This window comes from Pseudomonas sp. NPDC087626 (assembly GCF_044743405.1).
In the GTDB taxonomy this organism is placed as follows: Bacteria; Pseudomonadota; Gammaproteobacteria; order Pseudomonadales; family Pseudomonadaceae; genus Aquipseudomonas.
In genome coordinates this window covers 70,532-86,393 of sequence record NZ_JBIUWJ010000005.1, presented here as the reverse complement: position 1 = coordinate 86,393, position 15,862 = coordinate 70,532, and the positions used below count along the sequence as shown (strand labels likewise).

The window sequence follows — 15,862 nt, the reverse complement described above, 5'->3', positions numbered from 1 at the left end:
GTTGGGGCGGTCAGTCGACGACCTGGTCGAGCATGTTCATGACTTCGTGTTCATTGAGCAGGCCTTTGCGCACCAGGTTCTCGGCCAGTAGCGAAAGAAACTTGGCACTGCGATGGCCCTCAAGGTGCTTGAGTTCGGTCAGTGCGCTATAGACCTTGCTGGAGGTGCAGAGTCCGACAATGCGGTGCGGGTTTTGCGTGGGCATAGAGGGTCGTCCTTGTTTTTATTAACCGTTTGTGACGGACAGAATAGAGATTGCGGTTCTGTCATGACATAAATATGACACCTGGGCGACGCAAGCCAGGCTATTCGTCGGATCCATCATGCGCCATCTTGCCGCAGGCATTGTCCCGGCAGCGACCTTGGCGAGATTTATTCAGACATGCAATCGGCTGCAAAACGGCAACAGGCCCCGCAGCGATGCGAGGCCTGGGGTTTTTATCGGCCAGCGCTTACCAGCGTGGACCGTAGTAGCGGGGTGGGCCGTAATAACCATGGGGCGGGCCGTAGTACACCGGTGCCGGGCGGTAGTAGACCGGTTGTTGCACATACACCGGCTGCGGCTGGTAGTAGACCGGCGGCGGTTGCTGGATGTACACCGGTTGCGGCTGGAGGTAGACCGGTTGCTGGACATACACGGGGCGTTGCGAGTTGGCGATCACCGAGCCTGCGACCACGGCACCGACAACCGCGCCGACTGCCGCCGGCGCACCCCATCCGTAGTAACCACCACCGTGGGCCTGGGCCTGTCCTGCGACAGCGAAGGCTCCGATCAGCAAGGCAATTGCAGGGAGTTTACGGAGCATGATGGTTCCTCGTTGTGTCTCCCCGGCGCCTGGTTCTGCGATAGAGCCAGCAAGTGTCGCGGGGATATCTCTCAGACAGCGTTTTTTGGCGATTTCACGAGGCGCCTGGGTAAATTTTGTGTAAGGTCTGTAGCGCCGTCCGGACCCGGCTACGCCAACAGGGCCGGGCACCTTGTCATGATTGATCAACGTTTGCGGGCTGGCTAATCCCGTTGGTCTGAAAGTGCTTAGCGAAGGAGTTCCACATGCTGATGAACCCGAACAAAGACACCCAACTGTGCATGTCGTTGTCGGGGCGCCCCGGAAATTTCGGCCTGCGTTTCCACAACCATCTGTACGAGCAACTGGGCCTGAACTTCTACTACAAAGCGTTCAGCAGCCAGGACCTGCCGGGGGCGGTGGCGGGGATTCGCGCCCTGGGTATCCGCGGTTGTGGGGTGTCGATGCCGTTCAAGGAAGCCTGCATCGCCCTGGTCGATGAGCTGGACGCATCGGCGGCGGCCATCGCCTCGATCAACACCATCGTCAACACCAACGGTCATCTCAAGGCCTACAACACCGACTACATCGCGATCGCGCAATTACTCAAGAGCCACGCCGTGCCGCAGGCTTCAAGCTTCGCCTTGCGCGGCAGCGGTGGCATGGCCAAGGCGGTTGCCAGTGCCCTGCGCGATGGCGGCTACAGCAACGGCCTGATCGTGGCCCGCAATGCAAGTGCCGGACGCGCCCTGGCCGACTCGCTGGGGTATCGCTGGCAAGCGGAACTGGGCGAGGAGCGCCCGCAGATGCTGATCAACGTCACGCCCATTGGCATGGCCGGTGGCAGCGAGGTCGAGCAACTGGCGTTCCCGGCCGAGGTGATCGATCAGGCGCAGATCGTCTTCGATGTGGTGGCGATTCCCTCGCAAACTCCGCTGATCGTGCAGGCCCAGGCGGCTGGCAAGCAGGTGATCACCGGCCTTGAAGTCATCGCCATCCAGGCGCTGGAGCAGTTTGTGTTGTACACCGGCGTGCGCCCCAGCGAAGCGCAATTCCAGCAAGCGGTGGCGTTTGCCCGCGCCTGATCAGGCGGCGGGGCAGGGTAGACGGGCCCGGCAGGGTTACTCGAGTCGGGCCAGGCGCTCTTCAAGCGCGGCAATTCGCGCTTCCAGCTCTTCAATGCGCTCCAGTGACACACCGCTGGCGCTGCCGCGCTCCACCGGGTTCTGGCGCGCTGCGAGGATCGCTTCGATATCCGCCGGGTCGCCCAAGGCGTGCATGTAGCGGTCTTCACGCTGGCCCGCCTGGCGCGGGATGAGCAGCGCCAGGTTACGGGCGATCAGGCGTTCCAGTTGATGCACGACTTGCTCGGCATCTTCGAAGTCGTGCATGCGCCCGCTGCGGGTCAGCAGTTCGTTGACCGTCTGCGGACCTCTTAAAAACAACAGCCCGGTCAGGATCACCTGCGCCGGCACCAACTCCAGCGCCTTGTCCAGGCGATGCTCCCAGCGATCGGCGCGGCTGCCCATCACCAATCGGGTAAAACCGCGCCCTTCAAGTGCGCGCAGGCTTTGCCCGACCTGACCCTGGCTCAGGTTCATCACCGGTTCGCGGCTGGTTTTCTGGTTGCAGGCGATAACCACGGCATTGAGGGTCAGCGGGTAGGTTTCCGGGCTGGTGGCCTGCTTCTCGATCAAGCAACCGAGGATGCGCAGCTCGGTGCTGCTCAGGCGCAAGTCTTCGGTGGAGGTCTCTTGTTCTGTGCTCATCGCGCTTTCCCTATGCAGTCGAAGCCGTCTAGCCTAATCCTTGCACAGTAAAAGACAAGCCGCACGGCGCCTCAGGCATGGCTATAATCGCGCCATCCTTCACAGCCCCCACTCTCCAGCGAGACTGCCATGACTATTTCTCTGTACGCTGCATCCGTTCCGGTCTTCAAGCAAATGCTCAACGCCCTGAGCGATGTGCTGAACAAGGCCGAGGCCCATGCCACGGCCAAGAACATCGACCCTAATGCCCTGCTGCAGGCGCGCCTGTTCCCGGACATGTTCCCGCTGGTGCGTCAGGTGCAGATCGCCGTCGATTTCGCCAAGGGCGTTTCGGCCCGCCTGGCTGAAGTCGAGCTGCCGAAGTACGACGACAGCGAAGTGACCTTCGCCGAGCTGCAAGCGTTGATCGCCAAGGTCCTGGCCTTCATCGACGGCATCCAGCCTGCGCAGATCGATGGCAAGGAAGGCATCGAGATCGTTACCCGTCCAGGCACGCCTAAAGAGAAGCGCTTCAGCGGCCAGTCCTACCTGCTGACCTACGGCCTGCCGCAGTTCTTCTTCCATGTCACCACCACCTACGCGATCCTGCGTCACAACGGTGTGGAAGTCGGCAAGCGCGATTACATGGGCGCGTTCTAAACCCCAGCGCAACAAAAAAGCCCGCCCCGGTGTGAACCTGGGCGGGCTTTTTGTTGAGGCGGATTTTACACGGTCTGCTCGCTGTTGGTTTCCTCGGCCATACAGGCCGCAGCGGTGAAGAGCACGTCGGTGGAGGAGTTCAGTGCGGTTTCCGCCGAGTCCTGCAACACACCGATGATGAAACCGACCGCTACCACTTGCATGGCGATTTCGCTGGGGATGCCGAACAGGCTGCAGGCCAGGGGAATCAGCAGCAGCGAGCCGCCGGCGACACCCGAGGCACCACAGGCGCAAATGGCCGCGACAATGCTCAGCAGGATGGCGGTGGGGATGTCCACGGCAATGCCCAGGGTGTGTACGGCCGCCAGGGTCAGCACGGTGATGGTGATTGCCGCGCCGGCCATGTTGATGGTGGCGCCCAGCGGGATGGAGACCGAGTAGGTGTCTTCATGCAGGCCCAGGCGCTTGCTCAACTCCAGGTTGACCGGAATGTTGGCCGCCGAGCTGCGGGTAAAGAAGGCGGTGATCCCGCTTTCGCGCAGGCAGGTCAATACCAGCGGGTAAGGGTTGCGGCGCAGTTTCCAGTAGACGATGGCTGGGTTCATCACCAGTGCCACGAACAGCATGCAACCCAGCAGCACGGCCAGCAGGTGCAGGTAGCCGACCAGCGCGCCGAAGCCCGAGGTGGCCAGGGTCGAGGCCACCAGGCCAAAAATCCCCAGCGGCGCAAAGCGGATCACCAGGCGCACGATCAGGGTCACCCCGTTGGACAGGTCGCCCAGCACGGTGCGGGTGGTTTCGCCGGCGTGGCGGATAGCGACGCCCATGCCAATGGCCCAGGCCAGGATGCCGATGAAGTTGGCGTTCATCAGGGCGCTGACCGGGTTGTCGACCACGCTCAGCAGCAGGCTTTGCAGGACCTCGGTGATCCCGCCGGGGGCGGTGATCGCCACATCATGGGTCGCCAGTACCAGGTTCGACGGGAACAGGGTGCTGGCCACCACCGCAACCACGGCCGCGGCAAAGGTGCCCAGCAGGTAGAGGAAGAGGATCGGGCGGATGTGGGTTTCCTGGCCGTGCTTGTGGTTGGCAATCGAAGCCATGACCAGCACGAACACCAGGATTGGGGCGACGGCCTTGAGCGCCGAGACAAACACCTTGCCGATGAACGCGGTGGACTTCGCCGCATCAGGCGCAAGCAGGGCCAGGGCAATCCCGGCGATCAGGCCGATGACAATCTGGGTGACCAGGCTGGTGCGTTTGAGTCTTTGCAAAAGAGTAGGCGGGGCAGCAGTCATAGCGGTATCTCTGATTTTTTTAGGGTGCCGTGAATCCATGTGGGGCCGCCAGCAACAAACGGGCAGGCTGGCGGAACCGGCAGGCAACGCGAACTGTCCAGTCTTTCGCGGGCGCGGACTTTAGCACAGCGTAGGCCGTATCCCGCAGACCTGTGACGATCTGACGCCCGCCTGGAAGGCGGTTCTGCACGTGTTGCTGCGGTACGGGAACGCATTCTGTTAAGATTCGCCATCCTTTTTTTCATCTCTGTGCAGTGAGCCTCCGGGCTATCGCTGGCGTTGTCGTTTTCTGGAGTTTTCCATGCTGTTGCCCATCCTGCTGTTGTCAGCCGCCGGATTTACCGTGCTGACCACGGAATTTGTCATTGTCGGGCTGTTGCCCTCGATTGCCCGCGACCTTGAGGTCAGTGTGTCCCAGGCGGGGCTGCTGGTGACCCTGTTCGCATTTACCGTCGCCGCCTTTGGTCCGTTCCTGACCGCGTACTGCGCGCGGTTCGAGCGTCGTCGACTGTTTATCAGCGTGCTGATTCTGTTCGGCCTGGCCAACACCCTGGCGGCCTTGGCACCCAACATCGGGGTGATGGCCCTGGCACGGCTGATACCGGCCCTGGGGTTGCCGGTGTTCTGGGCGCTGGCCAGCGAAACGGCGGTGGACATTGTCGGGCCGCAGTACGCCGGCCGGGCGATTGCCAAGATCGGCTTCGGGATCGTCTGCGCCACGGTGTTCGGCATCCCCGTGGGCACGCTGATCTCGGATGCATTTGGCTGGCGCAGTGCGTTCGCTATCCTCGCGGTGATTGCCTTCGCCAAGGCCTTGCTGCTGTTTATCTACTTGCCCCGCACCGATCTGCACCAGCAACAGGTGAGCTTGCGCGCGCAGTTCAAGATCCTGCGCAGCCCGTTGATGCAAGGCCATGTGCTGTTGTCGATCCTGGTGTTCAGCGGCATGTTCACTGCCTACACCTACCTGGCGGATATTCTTGAGCGCCTGGCCGGCTTCAACGGCACGCTGGTGGGCTGGTGCTTGATGGGCTTCGGTGCAGTCGGCCTGATCGGCAATTCGCTGGGTGGGCGCATGGTCGACCGCCATCCGTTGATCGCGTCCATGGTGTTTTGTGGCTTCATGATCGGCGGCATGGTGGCGCTGGTGCCGAGTATCCACTCGACACTCGGGCTGGCGGCGGCGATGGGCGTGTGGGGCGTGACCCAGGCGGCGTTGTTCCTGGTTAGCCATGTGCGCCTGATGAAGGCCGCACCCCAGGCCCCAGCCTTCGCTGCGTCACTGAACATCGCCGGGGCCAACCTGGGGATCGGCCTGGGTGCGCTGGTGGGCGGGCGGGTGATCGACACTCTGGGCCTGGGTAGCCTGGGCTTTGCCGCGGCCGGGTTCATTGCGCTGTCGATCGTGCTGGCCCTGCTGCTGATGAAGTTCAAGGCGCCGGTGGCCTGCGCCTGAAGCCCTAGAGGCTGGTGAACAGCTCGCGCCCCCCTTCGGTGATGGCGACGATGCCCGGGTGCTTGACCTTGCGCTCCACTGAAATGGCGTAAAACGACTCCGTCACCGCGTCGGTCTGGCCGATCAACTGCACGCCATACTGGCGCCTGACCTCATCGGCGATCACGCTGGGGCCGATAAAAATCCCGCTGCCGGATTGGCCAAACGCCTGCATCAGGGCGCTGTCATCAAACTCGCCGACAATCCGCGGCTGGATTTTCTGCTCGGCGAACCAGCGTTGCAAACGGCTGCGCACCACGGTTTCCTGGCCGGGAATCAGCAGCGGGGCGCCGTGCAGGCAATGGGGGAAGTCGCTGCCGTAGCGTTGCGCCAGCTCCTGGGTGGCAAAAAAACTGATGCCACATTCACCGAGTTTCTGGCTGTAGCCCTTGATGTCCAGGTGCGAGGGCATGGGGCTGTCGGAAATCACCAGGTCCAGGCGCTGGATCGCCAGGTCGGCCAGCAGACGCTCCAGCTTGTCCTCACGGCAAGTGATGCGCAGCGGCTCGGTCAACTCCATGGTGGGCGCGATCAGGCGATAGACGATGGACTTGGGCACTACGTCCGCGACGCCGACTCGAAACACGATCTGCTGTTCATTGGGCTGGGCCCGTAGCAGGGCTTCCAGTTCACCCCCCAACTGAAACATCTGCTCGGCGTAGGGCAGGGCCTGGCGGCCGGCCTCGGTCAACTCCAGTTGACGCCCGACCCGGCGAAACAGCTCGATGCCATAGGTCTGTTCGAGCAGGCTGATCTGGCCGCTGATGGTCTGTGGCGTGAGGTTCAGCTGCTCGCACGCACGCACGATGCTGCCGGTCTTGGCCACGACCCAGAAGTAATGCAATTGCCGATAATTGAGCATGACGAGCGCCGATTCGTAAAAACCGAAGTATAGACGCTAAAAATACGAATTTTCCTGAAGTGTTAGTCTCCTTAGAATGCCTCGCTATCGACGGGCCGCTGTTACGGCCGTCTCTGTTCTAACGAGGAAAACCATGAAGACCTTCAAGACCCTGACGGCAGCGTCCGTACTGGCCGTTTCCGCACTGCTGTTGACGGGCTGTGACCAGGCTGAAAAAAGTGCCCAGCAATTGATGGGCAAGGCGGCCGAGTCGGCCAAGCTGGCGATCGACGAGACCCACAAGGCGGCGGAACAGGCGCTGAGCGATGCCACCGGCAATATCATCGGCAAAAAAGACAGCCCGGCCGATAGCGATAAAGAACAAAGTTCGTCGCAGGAAATCTAATCCGTTTAACACCGAGTCAGGACTGACCCATGGAATACCTTTTACAACTTGCTGCAAGCCCCACTGCCTGGGTCGCCCTGGCTACCCTGATCGTCATGGAAATCGTGCTCGGCATCGATAACCTGATCTTCATCTCGATCCTGACCAACAAACTGCCCGAGCAACATCGGGCCAAGGCGCGCCGGATCGGTATCAGCATGGCCTTGGTGCTGCGCCTGGGCCTGTTGAGCACCATCGCCTTCATCGTGCAGTTGACTGCGCCGGTGATCGAGGTGCTAGGCCACGCGTTCTCCTGGAAAGACATGATCCTGATCGCCGGTGGCCTGTTCCTGTTGTGGAAGGCCACCACGGAAATCCACCACAGCATGGACCCGGCGCCGGATGATCCGACGTCGAAAACCTCGGGTGTGACCTTGGGGTTTGCCGCGGCTATCGGCCAGATCCTGATGCTCGACCTGGTGTTCTCTATCGACAGCATCATCACCGCCGTCGGCATGACCGAGCATTTGCCGATCATGATCATCGCGGTGCTGGTGTCGGTGTTGGTGATGTTGTTGGCGGCTGAGCCTCTGGCCAAGTTCATCAATGACAACCCGACCGTGGTAATGCTGGCCCTGGGCTTCCTGATCATGATCGGCATGACCCTGATCGCCGAAGGTTTTGGCGCCCACGTACCAAAAGGCTACGTCTATGCGGCAATGGCGTTCTCGGCGGCAATCGAGGTGCTGAACATGCTGTCGCGTAAAGCTCGGCAGAAGAAGCTGGCCCAACAGGCGTAACGTCTGAAGGCAACAATCAACGGTCGTCTGCACCCAGGGTGCAGGCGGCCGTTTTGTTTTCTGGGGGGCGCTCAATGGGCAGAGGCGTGGGGTTGCTCGGGTTTGTGCTCTGGCGTCGGGGTTTGCGGCGCACGGTAGGCGTGGTGATGCCGGCGGGTTATGCGCAATACGCCCCACAGCATGGCCGCCGCTACGGCTAGCCAGCCAATGATCAGCAGCGCAACGGTGGTGATCAGGCTCATCAGTGCCTCCTCTTTGCCCTGCATCGGGCACATGCTTCTCGCAGGTGTCAGTCTAGCCGCTGTGATGTTGCAGGCTATTGACCAATGGTCGTGAGTCACCAACCAGTTTGCTCTATCAGCCGCAGCCGACTGCCGTTTAAGGCTATACCGCTGCTATGATCAGGGGCGAAGCCGGGACGCTGACGCCTGGCACCTGAACAAGTGAGTGATGATGTTGCCGGTACTTCCTCGATTTCGCTTTGCCTTGCTGGCTACCGCCTGCGTCTTGAGCCTGGCCGGGTGTGCCGGGAGTGTGCAGCCGGAAATCAAGCGCCTGCCCGAGCGTGTCGAGCTCAGTGGCCGCTTCTATCGGGGCGACGCCTATCAGGGCGGCCCGCAGACCCTGGCCAGCCTGCTGTCGCAGCAGGGCGTGACGATTACCCCGGGATTGCTGGAAAAACCCTTGCGATTGCCCGGCGCCGAGGCGCAGTTGCAGCACAATATGCAGAAACTGGCCCGTGAATACGGGATGGTGGTCTATCCGCTGGACAGCAACCTGCCGGCACTGTTGACCCAGGTGGCCGCGGGTTATCCGGTGTGGCTGCGCTACACCGAGGGTTCGGCATTCTGGAAAGAGCCGAGGTATGCCTTGCTTGCCGGCTACAACCAACAGAAACAAACGGTGTTGCTGCGCTCGGGCCTGGAAAAGCGCCTGTTGATGGACTTCAAGTCCTTTGAGTCGGCTTTCCAAAGTGCAGGTGGCTGGGCGGTGCTGGTACAGGCACCGACGCAGATACCGGCCAAGGTTGATCGCCAGCGCTGGCTGCAGGCGGCCAATGAGCTAAGCCAGGCAGGGCGCGAAGAGGCGGCCGCCCAGGCGACCCAGGCATTGAATAGCCAGAAATGAAAAACGGCGCCCTTGGGCGCCGTTTTACTGTGGGGCGGATCAATCCGCCGTTTGTGCCACACCGCTCTGGCGGCTCTTGAGGTTCTTGTCGGCTTTGTACTGCAAGGCCACTGCCGGTACCGTGCTGCTCTTGCCGGTTTCGACCCATTGGCGGATCCGGCTGGCGTCGGCGAAGTGCGTGTACTTGCCGAAGGCATCGAGGATCACCAGCGAAACCGGGCGACCACCCATTCGGGTAATCAGTACCAGGCAATGGCCGGCCTGGTTGGTAAACCCGGTCTTGGTCAGCTGGATGTCCCAATTATCCTTGCGCACCAGGTGATCGGTGTTGTGAAAGCCCAGGGTGTAGTTGGGCTTGCGGAACGCCACGGTTTTTTCCTTGGTGGTGCTCAGTTCGCTCAGTAGTGGGTACTTGCGTGCCGCCTGCACCAGTTTGCTCAGGTCGCGGGCGGTGGAGACGTTGCTGGTCGACAGGCCGGTGGGCTCGACATAGTGGGTGCTGGTCATGCCCAGCGCCTTGGCCTTGGCGTTCATGGCTGCGATAAAGGCCACGTAGCCGCCCGGGTAGTGGTGAGCCAGGCTCGCGGCGGCGCGGTTTTCCGAGGACATCAGGGTAATCAGCAGCATTTCCCTGCGTGGCAGCTCACTACCAATCTTGACCCGCGAGAACACGCCTTTCATTTCCGGGGTGTCGCTGATCGACACGGAAATGTATTCCTCCATGTTCTGTTTGGCTTCCAGCACCACCAGGCCGGTCATCAACTTGGTGACCGAGGCGATGGGTACCACCACGTCCGGGTTGCTGGCGTAGATCAGCTTGTTGGTCTGCAGGTCGATCAGCATCGCGCTGCCGGAGGCAATATGCAGTTTCGAGGTGTCGCGAGGTACTGCGGTGGTTTCTGCCGCGTTGACGCTCGGCGTCAAGACGGTGCCTGAAAATGCCAAAAAGAGACTCAGGATAGAAAGACGGATTTTCACGCGAGTGGACTCGATAAATGTGGGTATGCCGTTGTGCAACGGGCTTTTTCCAGAAAAACGTTACATTTTATGAGCGTAGCTGAGGAACTGTCGAATGTTCTTCGCTGGGCAGCGCAAAGCCCTTGTTTTCGAGTAAAAAACAGGGCTTTTCGACGAGTAGCCGCTGGCGGTGCCCAGAAACGACAAACCCCGCCAAGGGACGGGGTTTGCATTTTGAAACACCAGCTCGAGCCGAGAGTTACCCGTGCAGGGTTTCCGCGGCATACAGGGTGTTTTCCAGCAGGCAGGCACGGGTCATCGGGCCGACGCCGCCTGGCACCGGGGTGATCCAGCCAGCGCGGGGCAGGGCGGTTTCGTAGATCACGTCGCCGACCAGCTTGCCGTCGTCCTGGCGGTTGATGCCGACGTCGATCACGATCGCGCCTTCCTTGATCCACTCGCCCTTGACCAGGCCCGGCTTGCCGGCGGCCACTACCACCAGGTCGGCGCGGCCGACGTGGCCGGCCAGGTCCTTGGTGAAGCGGTGGGTCACGGTCACGGTGCAGCCGGCCAGCAGCAGTTCCATCGCCATCGGGCGACCGACAATGTTGGATGCGCCGACAATCACCGCGTCCATCCCGTAGAGATCGGCCCCGGTGCTTTCCAGCAGGGTCATGATGCCTTTAGGGGTGCACGGGCGCAGCAGGGGGATGCGCTGGGCCAGGCGGCCGACGTTATAAGGGTGGAAACCGTCGACGTCTTTGTCCGGGCGAATGCGCTCCAGCAGTTTGGAGGCGTCCAAGTGTTCCGGCAGGGGCAGTTGCAGCAGCACGCCGTCGATGTTCGGGTCTTCATTGAGACGGTCGATCAGGTCGGTCAGGGCTTGCTGGGTGGTGTCAGCGGGCAGGTCGTAGGCTTGGGAGAGGAAGCCGACCTCTTCACAGTCTTTACGCTTGTGCGAGACATAAACCTGAGAGGCGGGATCGCTGCCGACCAGGATCACCGCGAGGCCTGGCGTGCGCAGACCTTGCTGGCGACGCTCGGCAACACGTTTGGCGATCTGCTGGCGCAGGCTGGCGGCGATCGATTTGCCGTCGATTAGTTGTGCAGTCATTGCGCGTGATTAACCATCGAGAGGGGGAAGAAAAGAGAGCGCATTCTCGCATGCCAGGACGTGAGGGCAAAGGCGCTTGGTCTGCAAATTCCCCTAAGCCCTTTAATTAAATGAATTTTTCTCAAAAATCATTTGACGACCTGTAGGTGGCTCTATACTATTCGTCGCACTTGTCGGGCACAGCCTAGCACTGGTTAGGAAGGTCGAGCGGAATCAACATTCTGCAAGGCTGGAAAGCACTTAGTTTGTAGTCCTCCAAGAGTACAGATTAATAAGGCGCCCGTAGCTCAGCTGGATAGAGCATCCGCCTTCTAAGCGGATGGTCGCAGGTTCGAGTCCTGCCGGGTGCGCCATTAGGCAGCTTTGGCACAAGTAACGCGATATGGTGGGCGTAGCTCAGTTGGTAGAGCACGGGATTGTGACTCCCGTTGTCGTGGGTTCGATCCCCATCGTCCACCCCATATTTCGAAAGGCGCCCGATTAACAGTCTGGCGCCTTTGCTTTAAAGGCTTCAACTCGCGGATGTGGTGGAATTGGTAGACACACTGGATTTAGGTTCCAGCGCCGCGAGGCGTAAGAGTTCGAGTCTCTTCATCCGCACCAAATAAAGCTTCATTCATGTCGGTTGGCATGGGCGGGGTTCAACGAAGAAGTGATTTGGCTTCTTTGTTACGCAATATGGTGGGCGTAGCTCAGTTGGTAGAGCACGGGATTGTGACTCCCGTTGTCGTGGGTTCGATCCCCATCGTCCACCCCATATTTCGAAAGGCGCCAGATTTAACAGTCTGGCGCCTTTTTTGTTTTTGCTGGCTAGAAAGTTCAGCGGCTGCAGGTACTGGGCCGTAGGGGCAGGGCGTTTCGTCGTATTTGTGTTTCTCGATGATGCTGCGCTGCCCGCTGTTCCTGCTCGCAGGATCGGCTGTCGGGGTCATGCCCAGTCGCCTCTTCTATATAAAGGAAGGGTTGGCGCAGAGCCCTGGCGTGATTGGCTGTATTTGCCATGGGGGCGAGGTGCTTTGGTGTATCCGCCCTTATAAATTGCCTGCTGCTTTTTTACCCGTTCTCAGTAGGGTGACTTCTTGAGTTTGACCCACTAGAATGCATGCCCTTGATTCTGGGGTCGGAAACGGCCGGCTAACGTCTGTGCAACGAGGAATATCCATGCAAGTTTCTGTTGAAAATACTTCTGCTCTTGAGCGCCGCATGAGCGTCACCGTGCCGGCTGAGCGCATCGAGACTCAGGTCAACAAGCGTCTGCAGCAGACTGCCCAAAAGGCCAAGATTGCTGGCTTCCGTCCAGGCAAAGTGCCAATGAGCGAAATCAAGCGCCGTTTCGGTGCTGATGCTCGCCAGGAAGCTGTAGGCGACGTGATCCAGTCCTCCTTCTACGAAGCTGTGGTTGAGCAGAAGCTGAACCCGGCAGGTTCGCCATCGATCGAGCCAAAATCGCTCGAAGCTGGCAAGGACCTGGAATACGTTGCTGTGTTCGAAGTGTTCCCTGAGTTCACCGTTGCCGGTTTCGAATCCATCGCAGTCGAGCGCTTGAGCGCTGACGTGGCGGACGCTGATCTGGACAAGATGCTGGACATCCTGCGCAAGCAGAACGTGCGTTACGAAGCAGTCGATCGCGCTGCCCAGAACGATGACCAACTGAACATCGATTTCGTTGGCAAGGTTGACGGCGAAGTGTTTGCCGGTGGTTCCGCCAAGGGTACTCAGCTGGTGCTGGGCTCTGGCCGCATGATCCCGGGCTTCGAAGAAGGCCTGGTAGGCGCCAAGGCGGGCGAAGAGCGCGTTCTGAACCTGACCTTCCCGGAAAACTACCAGAACCTGGACCTGGCTAACAAAGCAGCCGAGTTCACCGTGACCGTGAACACTGTTTCCGAGCCGAAACTGCCTGAATTGACCGAAGAATTCTTCGCCCAGTTCGGTATCAAAGAGTCTGGCATCGACGGTTTCCGCGCCGAAGTTCGTAAGAACATGGAGCGCGAGCTGCGTCAGGCGATCAAATCCAAGGTCAAGAATCAGGTAATGGACGGTCTGCTGGCCGCCAACCCGATCGAAGTGCCTAAGGCCCTGCTGGAGAACGAAGTGAACCGTCTGCGCGTGCAGGCTGTTCAGCAGTTCGGTGGCAACATCAAGCCTGATCAACTGCCTGCCGAGCTGTTCGAAGAACAAGCCAAGCGTCGCGTTGTGCTGGGTCTGGTCGTGGCTGAAGTGGTCAAGCAATTCGACCTCAAGCCTGACGAAAACCGCGTACGTGAACTGATCCAGGAAATGGCTTCGGCCTACCAGGAGCCAGAAGCAGTAGTGTCCTGGTACTACAAAAACGACGAGCAGCTGAACGAAGTTCGTTCGGTTGTGCTGGAAGAGCAAGTTGTGGATACTGTTCTGCAGAAAGCTAGCGTGACCGACAAATCGGTCTCTTACGAAGAAGCGGTCAAGCCGGTAGAAGCTCCACAAGCCGACTGATTGTTTTTGCGTTAGAAGCACACACATAAGCCAGCCTTCGAGCTGGCTTATGCGTATTCAAGACATAACTATTTGGGAGTGACTGCAGAGCATGTTCCGTAATTCGTATATTCAGCAGAACTCTGATATCCAGGCCGCAGGCGGCCTGGTCCCGATGGTTGTCGAGCAGTCTGCTCGTGGCGAACGCGCCTATGACATCTACTCGCGCCTCCTCAAGGAGCGGGTGATTTTTCTGGTTGGTCCGGTAGAGGACTACATGGCCAACCTGATCTGTGCGCAGCTGCTGTTCCTTGAAGCGGAAAACCCGGACAAGGACATCCATCTCTATATCAACTCCCCGGGCGGTTCGGTGACAGCGGGCATGTCGATCTACGACACCATGCAGTTCATCAAGCCAAACGTGTCGACTACCTGTATCGGTCAAGCGTGCAGCATGGGTGCATTCCTGCTGACGGCCGGTGCTGCCGGCAAGCGTTATTGCCTGCCGAACTCGCGTGTGATGATTCACCAGCCACTGGGTGGTTTCCAGGGCCAGGCCTCGGATATCGAAATCCATGCCAAGGAAATCCTCTTCATCCGTGAGCGTCTCAATACGCTGATGGCCAAGCATAGCGGGCACACGCTGGAAGAAATCGAGCGTGACACCAACCGCGATAACTTCATGAGTGCAGAAGCCGCGCGTGAGTACGGCCTGATCGACGAAGTGATCGCCCAGCGCCCAGCTTAAAAATAAGCAGCTCAAAATAGGCTTGGTGGGCTGGTCTGATCACCGGCGGGCTTGAAAAAGCCCGCAATAGCCTTCATCTTGTGTTGCAAGCCTATCGGATTTGGATCGAACGAATGACTGACACCCGCAACGGCGAGGACAACGGCAAGCTGCTCTATTGCTCCTTCTGTGGCAAAAGCCAGCATGAAGTGCGCAAATTGATTGCCGGCCCCTCGGTCTTTATCTGCGACGAGTGAGTCGACCTGTGCAATGACATCATCCGTGAGGAGGTGCAGGAAGCCCAGGCCGAGAGCAGCGCGCATAAATTGCCTTCGCCTAAAGAAATCAGCGGCATCCTTGATCAATATGTGATTGGTCAAGAACGTGCGAAAAAGGTTCTGGCCGTAGCGGTATACAACCACTACAAGCGCCTGAACCAGCGTGACAAGAAGAATGACGACGTCGAACTCGGCAAGAGCAACATCTTGCTGATCGGCCCGACAGGCTCGGGTAAAACCCTGCTTGCCGAAACCCTGGCTCGTCTGCTGAATGTACCGTTCACCATCGCTGACGCGACCACCCTCACCGAGGCGGGTTACGTAGGCGAAGATGTCGAGAACATCATTCAGAAGTTGCTGCAGAAGTGCGATTACGACGTAGAGAAAGCTCAAATGGGCATCGTCTACATCGATGAAATCGACAAGATTTCGCGCAAGTCTGACAACCCGTCCATCACCCGGGATGTTTCCGGTGAAGGCGTGCAGCAAGCCTTGCTCAAGTTGATCGAAGGCACGGTCGCTTCCGTTCCACCACAAGGTGGTCGCAAGCATCCGCAGCAGGAATTCCTGCAGGTCGACACTCGTAACATCCTGTTCATCTGCGGTGGTGCGTTCTCCGGTCTGGAAAAGGTTATTCAAAACCGTTCCACCAAGGGCGGCATCGGTTTCAACGCAGAAGTTCGCAGCAAGGAAGAAGGCAAGAAGGTGGGTGAGTCCCTGCGTGAAGTCGAGCCTGACGATTTGGTCAAGTTCGGTCTGATCCCGGAATTCGTTGGCCGTCTGCCGGTGCTGGCGACGCTGGACGAGCTCGACGAGGCTGCTTTGATGCAGATTCTCACCGAGCCGAAAAATGCTCTGACCAAACAGTATGCCAAGCTGTTCGAGATGGAAGGCGTTGATCTGGAGTTCCGCTCCGACGCCCTGAAATCGGTCGCCAAACGTGCCCTGGAACGCAAGACCGGTGCCCGTGGATTGCGCTCGATCCTCGAAGGTGTACTGCTCGACACTATGTACGAAATCCCCTCGCAGTCCGAGGTGAGTAAAGTAGTGATCGATGAAAGCGTTATAGAAGGCAAGTCCAAGCCACTGTATATCTATGAAAACAGTGAGCCGGCTGCCAAGGCAGCGCCAGACGCGTAAGCGTCGCACTGCTGGATAAAGAAGGGGCCTTCGGGCCCCTTTGCTTTTGTACAGG

General features: G+C 59.4%; 16 protein-coding genes, 4 tRNA genes and 1 pseudogene. 13 read left to right on the top strand and 8 right to left on the bottom strand.

Annotated features, from left to right (window positions below):
* Nucleotides 1–10: 10 nt before the first annotated feature.
* The gene (locus tag ACIOVD_RS06145; protein WP_095167768.1) at nt 11–205 is read right to left on the bottom strand and encodes a hypothetical protein; all 195 of its coding nucleotides are present in this window, start codon (nt 203–205) and stop codon (nt 11–13) included.
* Nucleotides 206–452: 247 nt separating this feature from the next.
* Nucleotides 453–806: a hypothetical protein gene (locus ACIOVD_RS06140; protein WP_159994577.1), complete on the bottom strand. Its 354-nt coding sequence runs from the start codon at nt 804–806 to the stop codon at nt 453–455.
* A gap of 245 nt (nt 807–1,051) precedes the next feature.
* On the opposite strand from ACIOVD_RS06140, the gene ACIOVD_RS06135 reads away from it, so the two are divergent.
* Entirely contained in the window at nt 1,052–1,870 is an 819-nt protein-coding gene (locus ACIOVD_RS06135) for a shikimate 5-dehydrogenase (RefSeq protein ID WP_401126649.1), read from the top strand.
* A 36-nt stretch (nt 1,871–1,906) separates the two neighbouring features.
* On the opposite strand, the gene ACIOVD_RS06130 is transcribed toward ACIOVD_RS06135, so the two are convergent.
* The gene (locus ACIOVD_RS06130) at nt 1,907–2,554 is read right to left on the bottom strand and encodes a YceH family protein (RefSeq protein ID WP_095167773.1); all 648 of its coding nucleotides are present in this window, start codon (nt 2,552–2,554) and stop codon (nt 1,907–1,909) included.
* Between the two features lie 129 nt (nt 2,555–2,683).
* Here ACIOVD_RS06130 and ACIOVD_RS06125 point away from each other — a divergent pair, with 129 nt between their 5' ends.
* Complete coding sequence (locus ACIOVD_RS06125; RefSeq protein WP_159994581.1) at nt 2,684–3,193, top strand: DUF1993 family protein; 510 nt, start codon at nt 2,684–2,686, stop codon at nt 3,191–3,193.
* 65 nt (nt 3,194–3,258) lie between these two features.
* Here the strand turns inward: ACIOVD_RS06125 and sstT are convergent, their stop codons facing one another.
* On the bottom strand, nt 3,259–4,491 hold the full coding sequence (sstT, locus tag ACIOVD_RS06120) for a serine/threonine transporter SstT (protein ID WP_159994583.1): 1,233 nt from the start codon (nt 4,489–4,491) through the stop codon (nt 3,259–3,261).
* A 301-nt stretch (nt 4,492–4,792) separates the two neighbouring features.
* Here sstT and ACIOVD_RS06115 point away from each other — a divergent pair, with 301 nt between their 5' ends.
* Nucleotides 4,793–5,947, top strand: a complete 1,155-nt coding sequence (locus tag ACIOVD_RS06115) for an MFS transporter (RefSeq protein ID WP_401126646.1) — start codon at nt 4,793–4,795, stop codon at nt 5,945–5,947.
* Nucleotides 5,948–5,951: 4 nt separating this feature from the next.
* On the opposite strand, the gene nhaR is transcribed toward ACIOVD_RS06115, so the two are convergent.
* A complete protein-coding gene (gene nhaR / locus ACIOVD_RS06110) occupies nt 5,952–6,848 on the bottom strand; it encodes a transcriptional activator NhaR (RefSeq protein WP_185818638.1) in 897 nt (298 codons plus the stop codon).
* Between the two features lie 133 nt (nt 6,849–6,981).
* On the opposite strand from nhaR, the gene ACIOVD_RS06105 reads away from it, so the two are divergent.
* Nucleotides 6,982–7,233, top strand: coding sequence for a hypothetical protein (locus ACIOVD_RS06105; RefSeq protein ID WP_095167782.1), 252 nt, complete (start codon nt 6,982–6,984; stop codon nt 7,231–7,233).
* Between the two features lie 29 nt (nt 7,234–7,262).
* Nucleotides 7,263–8,012: a TerC family protein gene (locus ACIOVD_RS06100; protein WP_159994587.1), complete on the top strand. Its 750-nt coding sequence runs from the start codon at nt 7,263–7,265 to the stop codon at nt 8,010–8,012.
* Between the two features lie 71 nt (nt 8,013–8,083).
* On the opposite strand, the gene ACIOVD_RS06095 is transcribed toward ACIOVD_RS06100, so the two are convergent.
* Complete coding sequence (locus tag ACIOVD_RS06095; protein ID WP_095167786.1) at nt 8,084–8,287, bottom strand: hypothetical protein; 204 nt, start codon at nt 8,285–8,287, stop codon at nt 8,084–8,086.
* A gap of 175 nt (nt 8,288–8,462) precedes the next feature.
* Here ACIOVD_RS06095 and ACIOVD_RS06090 point away from each other — a divergent pair, with 175 nt between their 5' ends.
* Entirely contained in the window at nt 8,463–9,140 is a 678-nt protein-coding gene (locus ACIOVD_RS06090; RefSeq protein WP_095167788.1) for a hypothetical protein, read from the top strand.
* 39 nt (nt 9,141–9,179) lie between these two features.
* Here the strand turns inward: ACIOVD_RS06090 and pbpG are convergent, their stop codons facing one another.
* Both pbpG and folD read right to left on the bottom strand, forming a co-directional pair.
* On the bottom strand, nt 9,180–10,118 hold the full coding sequence (pbpG, locus tag ACIOVD_RS06085; protein ID WP_095167790.1) for a D-alanyl-D-alanine endopeptidase: 939 nt from the start codon (nt 10,116–10,118) through the stop codon (nt 9,180–9,182).
* A 238-nt stretch (nt 10,119–10,356) separates the two neighbouring features.
* Entirely contained in the window at nt 10,357–11,211 is an 855-nt protein-coding gene (gene folD / locus ACIOVD_RS06080; RefSeq protein WP_095167791.1) for a bifunctional methylenetetrahydrofolate dehydrogenase/methenyltetrahydrofolate cyclohydrolase FolD, read from the bottom strand.
* 276 nt (nt 11,212–11,487) lie between these two features.
* On the opposite strand from folD, the gene ACIOVD_RS06075 reads away from it, so the two are divergent.
* The 7 genes and pseudogenes from ACIOVD_RS06075 (at nt 11,488) to clpX (ending at nt 15,807) form a co-directional block, all read left to right on the top strand.
* Nucleotides 11,488–11,564, top strand: a tRNA-Arg gene (locus ACIOVD_RS06075).
* A 32-nt stretch (nt 11,565–11,596) separates the two neighbouring features.
* Nucleotides 11,597–11,672 (top strand) — tRNA-His (locus tag ACIOVD_RS06070).
* A gap of 57 nt (nt 11,673–11,729) precedes the next feature.
* Nucleotides 11,730–11,814, top strand: a tRNA-Leu gene (locus tag ACIOVD_RS06065).
* A 78-nt stretch (nt 11,815–11,892) separates the two neighbouring features.
* Nucleotides 11,893–11,968, top strand: a tRNA-His gene (locus ACIOVD_RS06060).
* Nucleotides 11,969–12,372: 404 nt separating this feature from the next.
* Nucleotides 12,373–13,683 (top strand): trigger factor, encoded by a 1,311-nt coding sequence (tig, locus tag ACIOVD_RS06055; RefSeq protein ID WP_095167793.1) that lies wholly within the window; start codon nt 12,373–12,375, stop codon nt 13,681–13,683.
* Nucleotides 13,684–13,774: 91 nt separating this feature from the next.
* A complete protein-coding gene (gene clpP / locus ACIOVD_RS06050) occupies nt 13,775–14,410 on the top strand; it encodes an ATP-dependent Clp endopeptidase proteolytic subunit ClpP (protein ID WP_095167796.1) in 636 nt (211 codons plus the stop codon).
* A gap of 113 nt (nt 14,411–14,523) precedes the next feature.
* Nucleotides 14,524–15,807: pseudogene (gene clpX / locus ACIOVD_RS06045) on the top strand (ATP-dependent Clp protease ATP-binding subunit ClpX).
* The last annotated feature ends 55 nt before the right edge of the window (nt 15,808–15,862 follow it).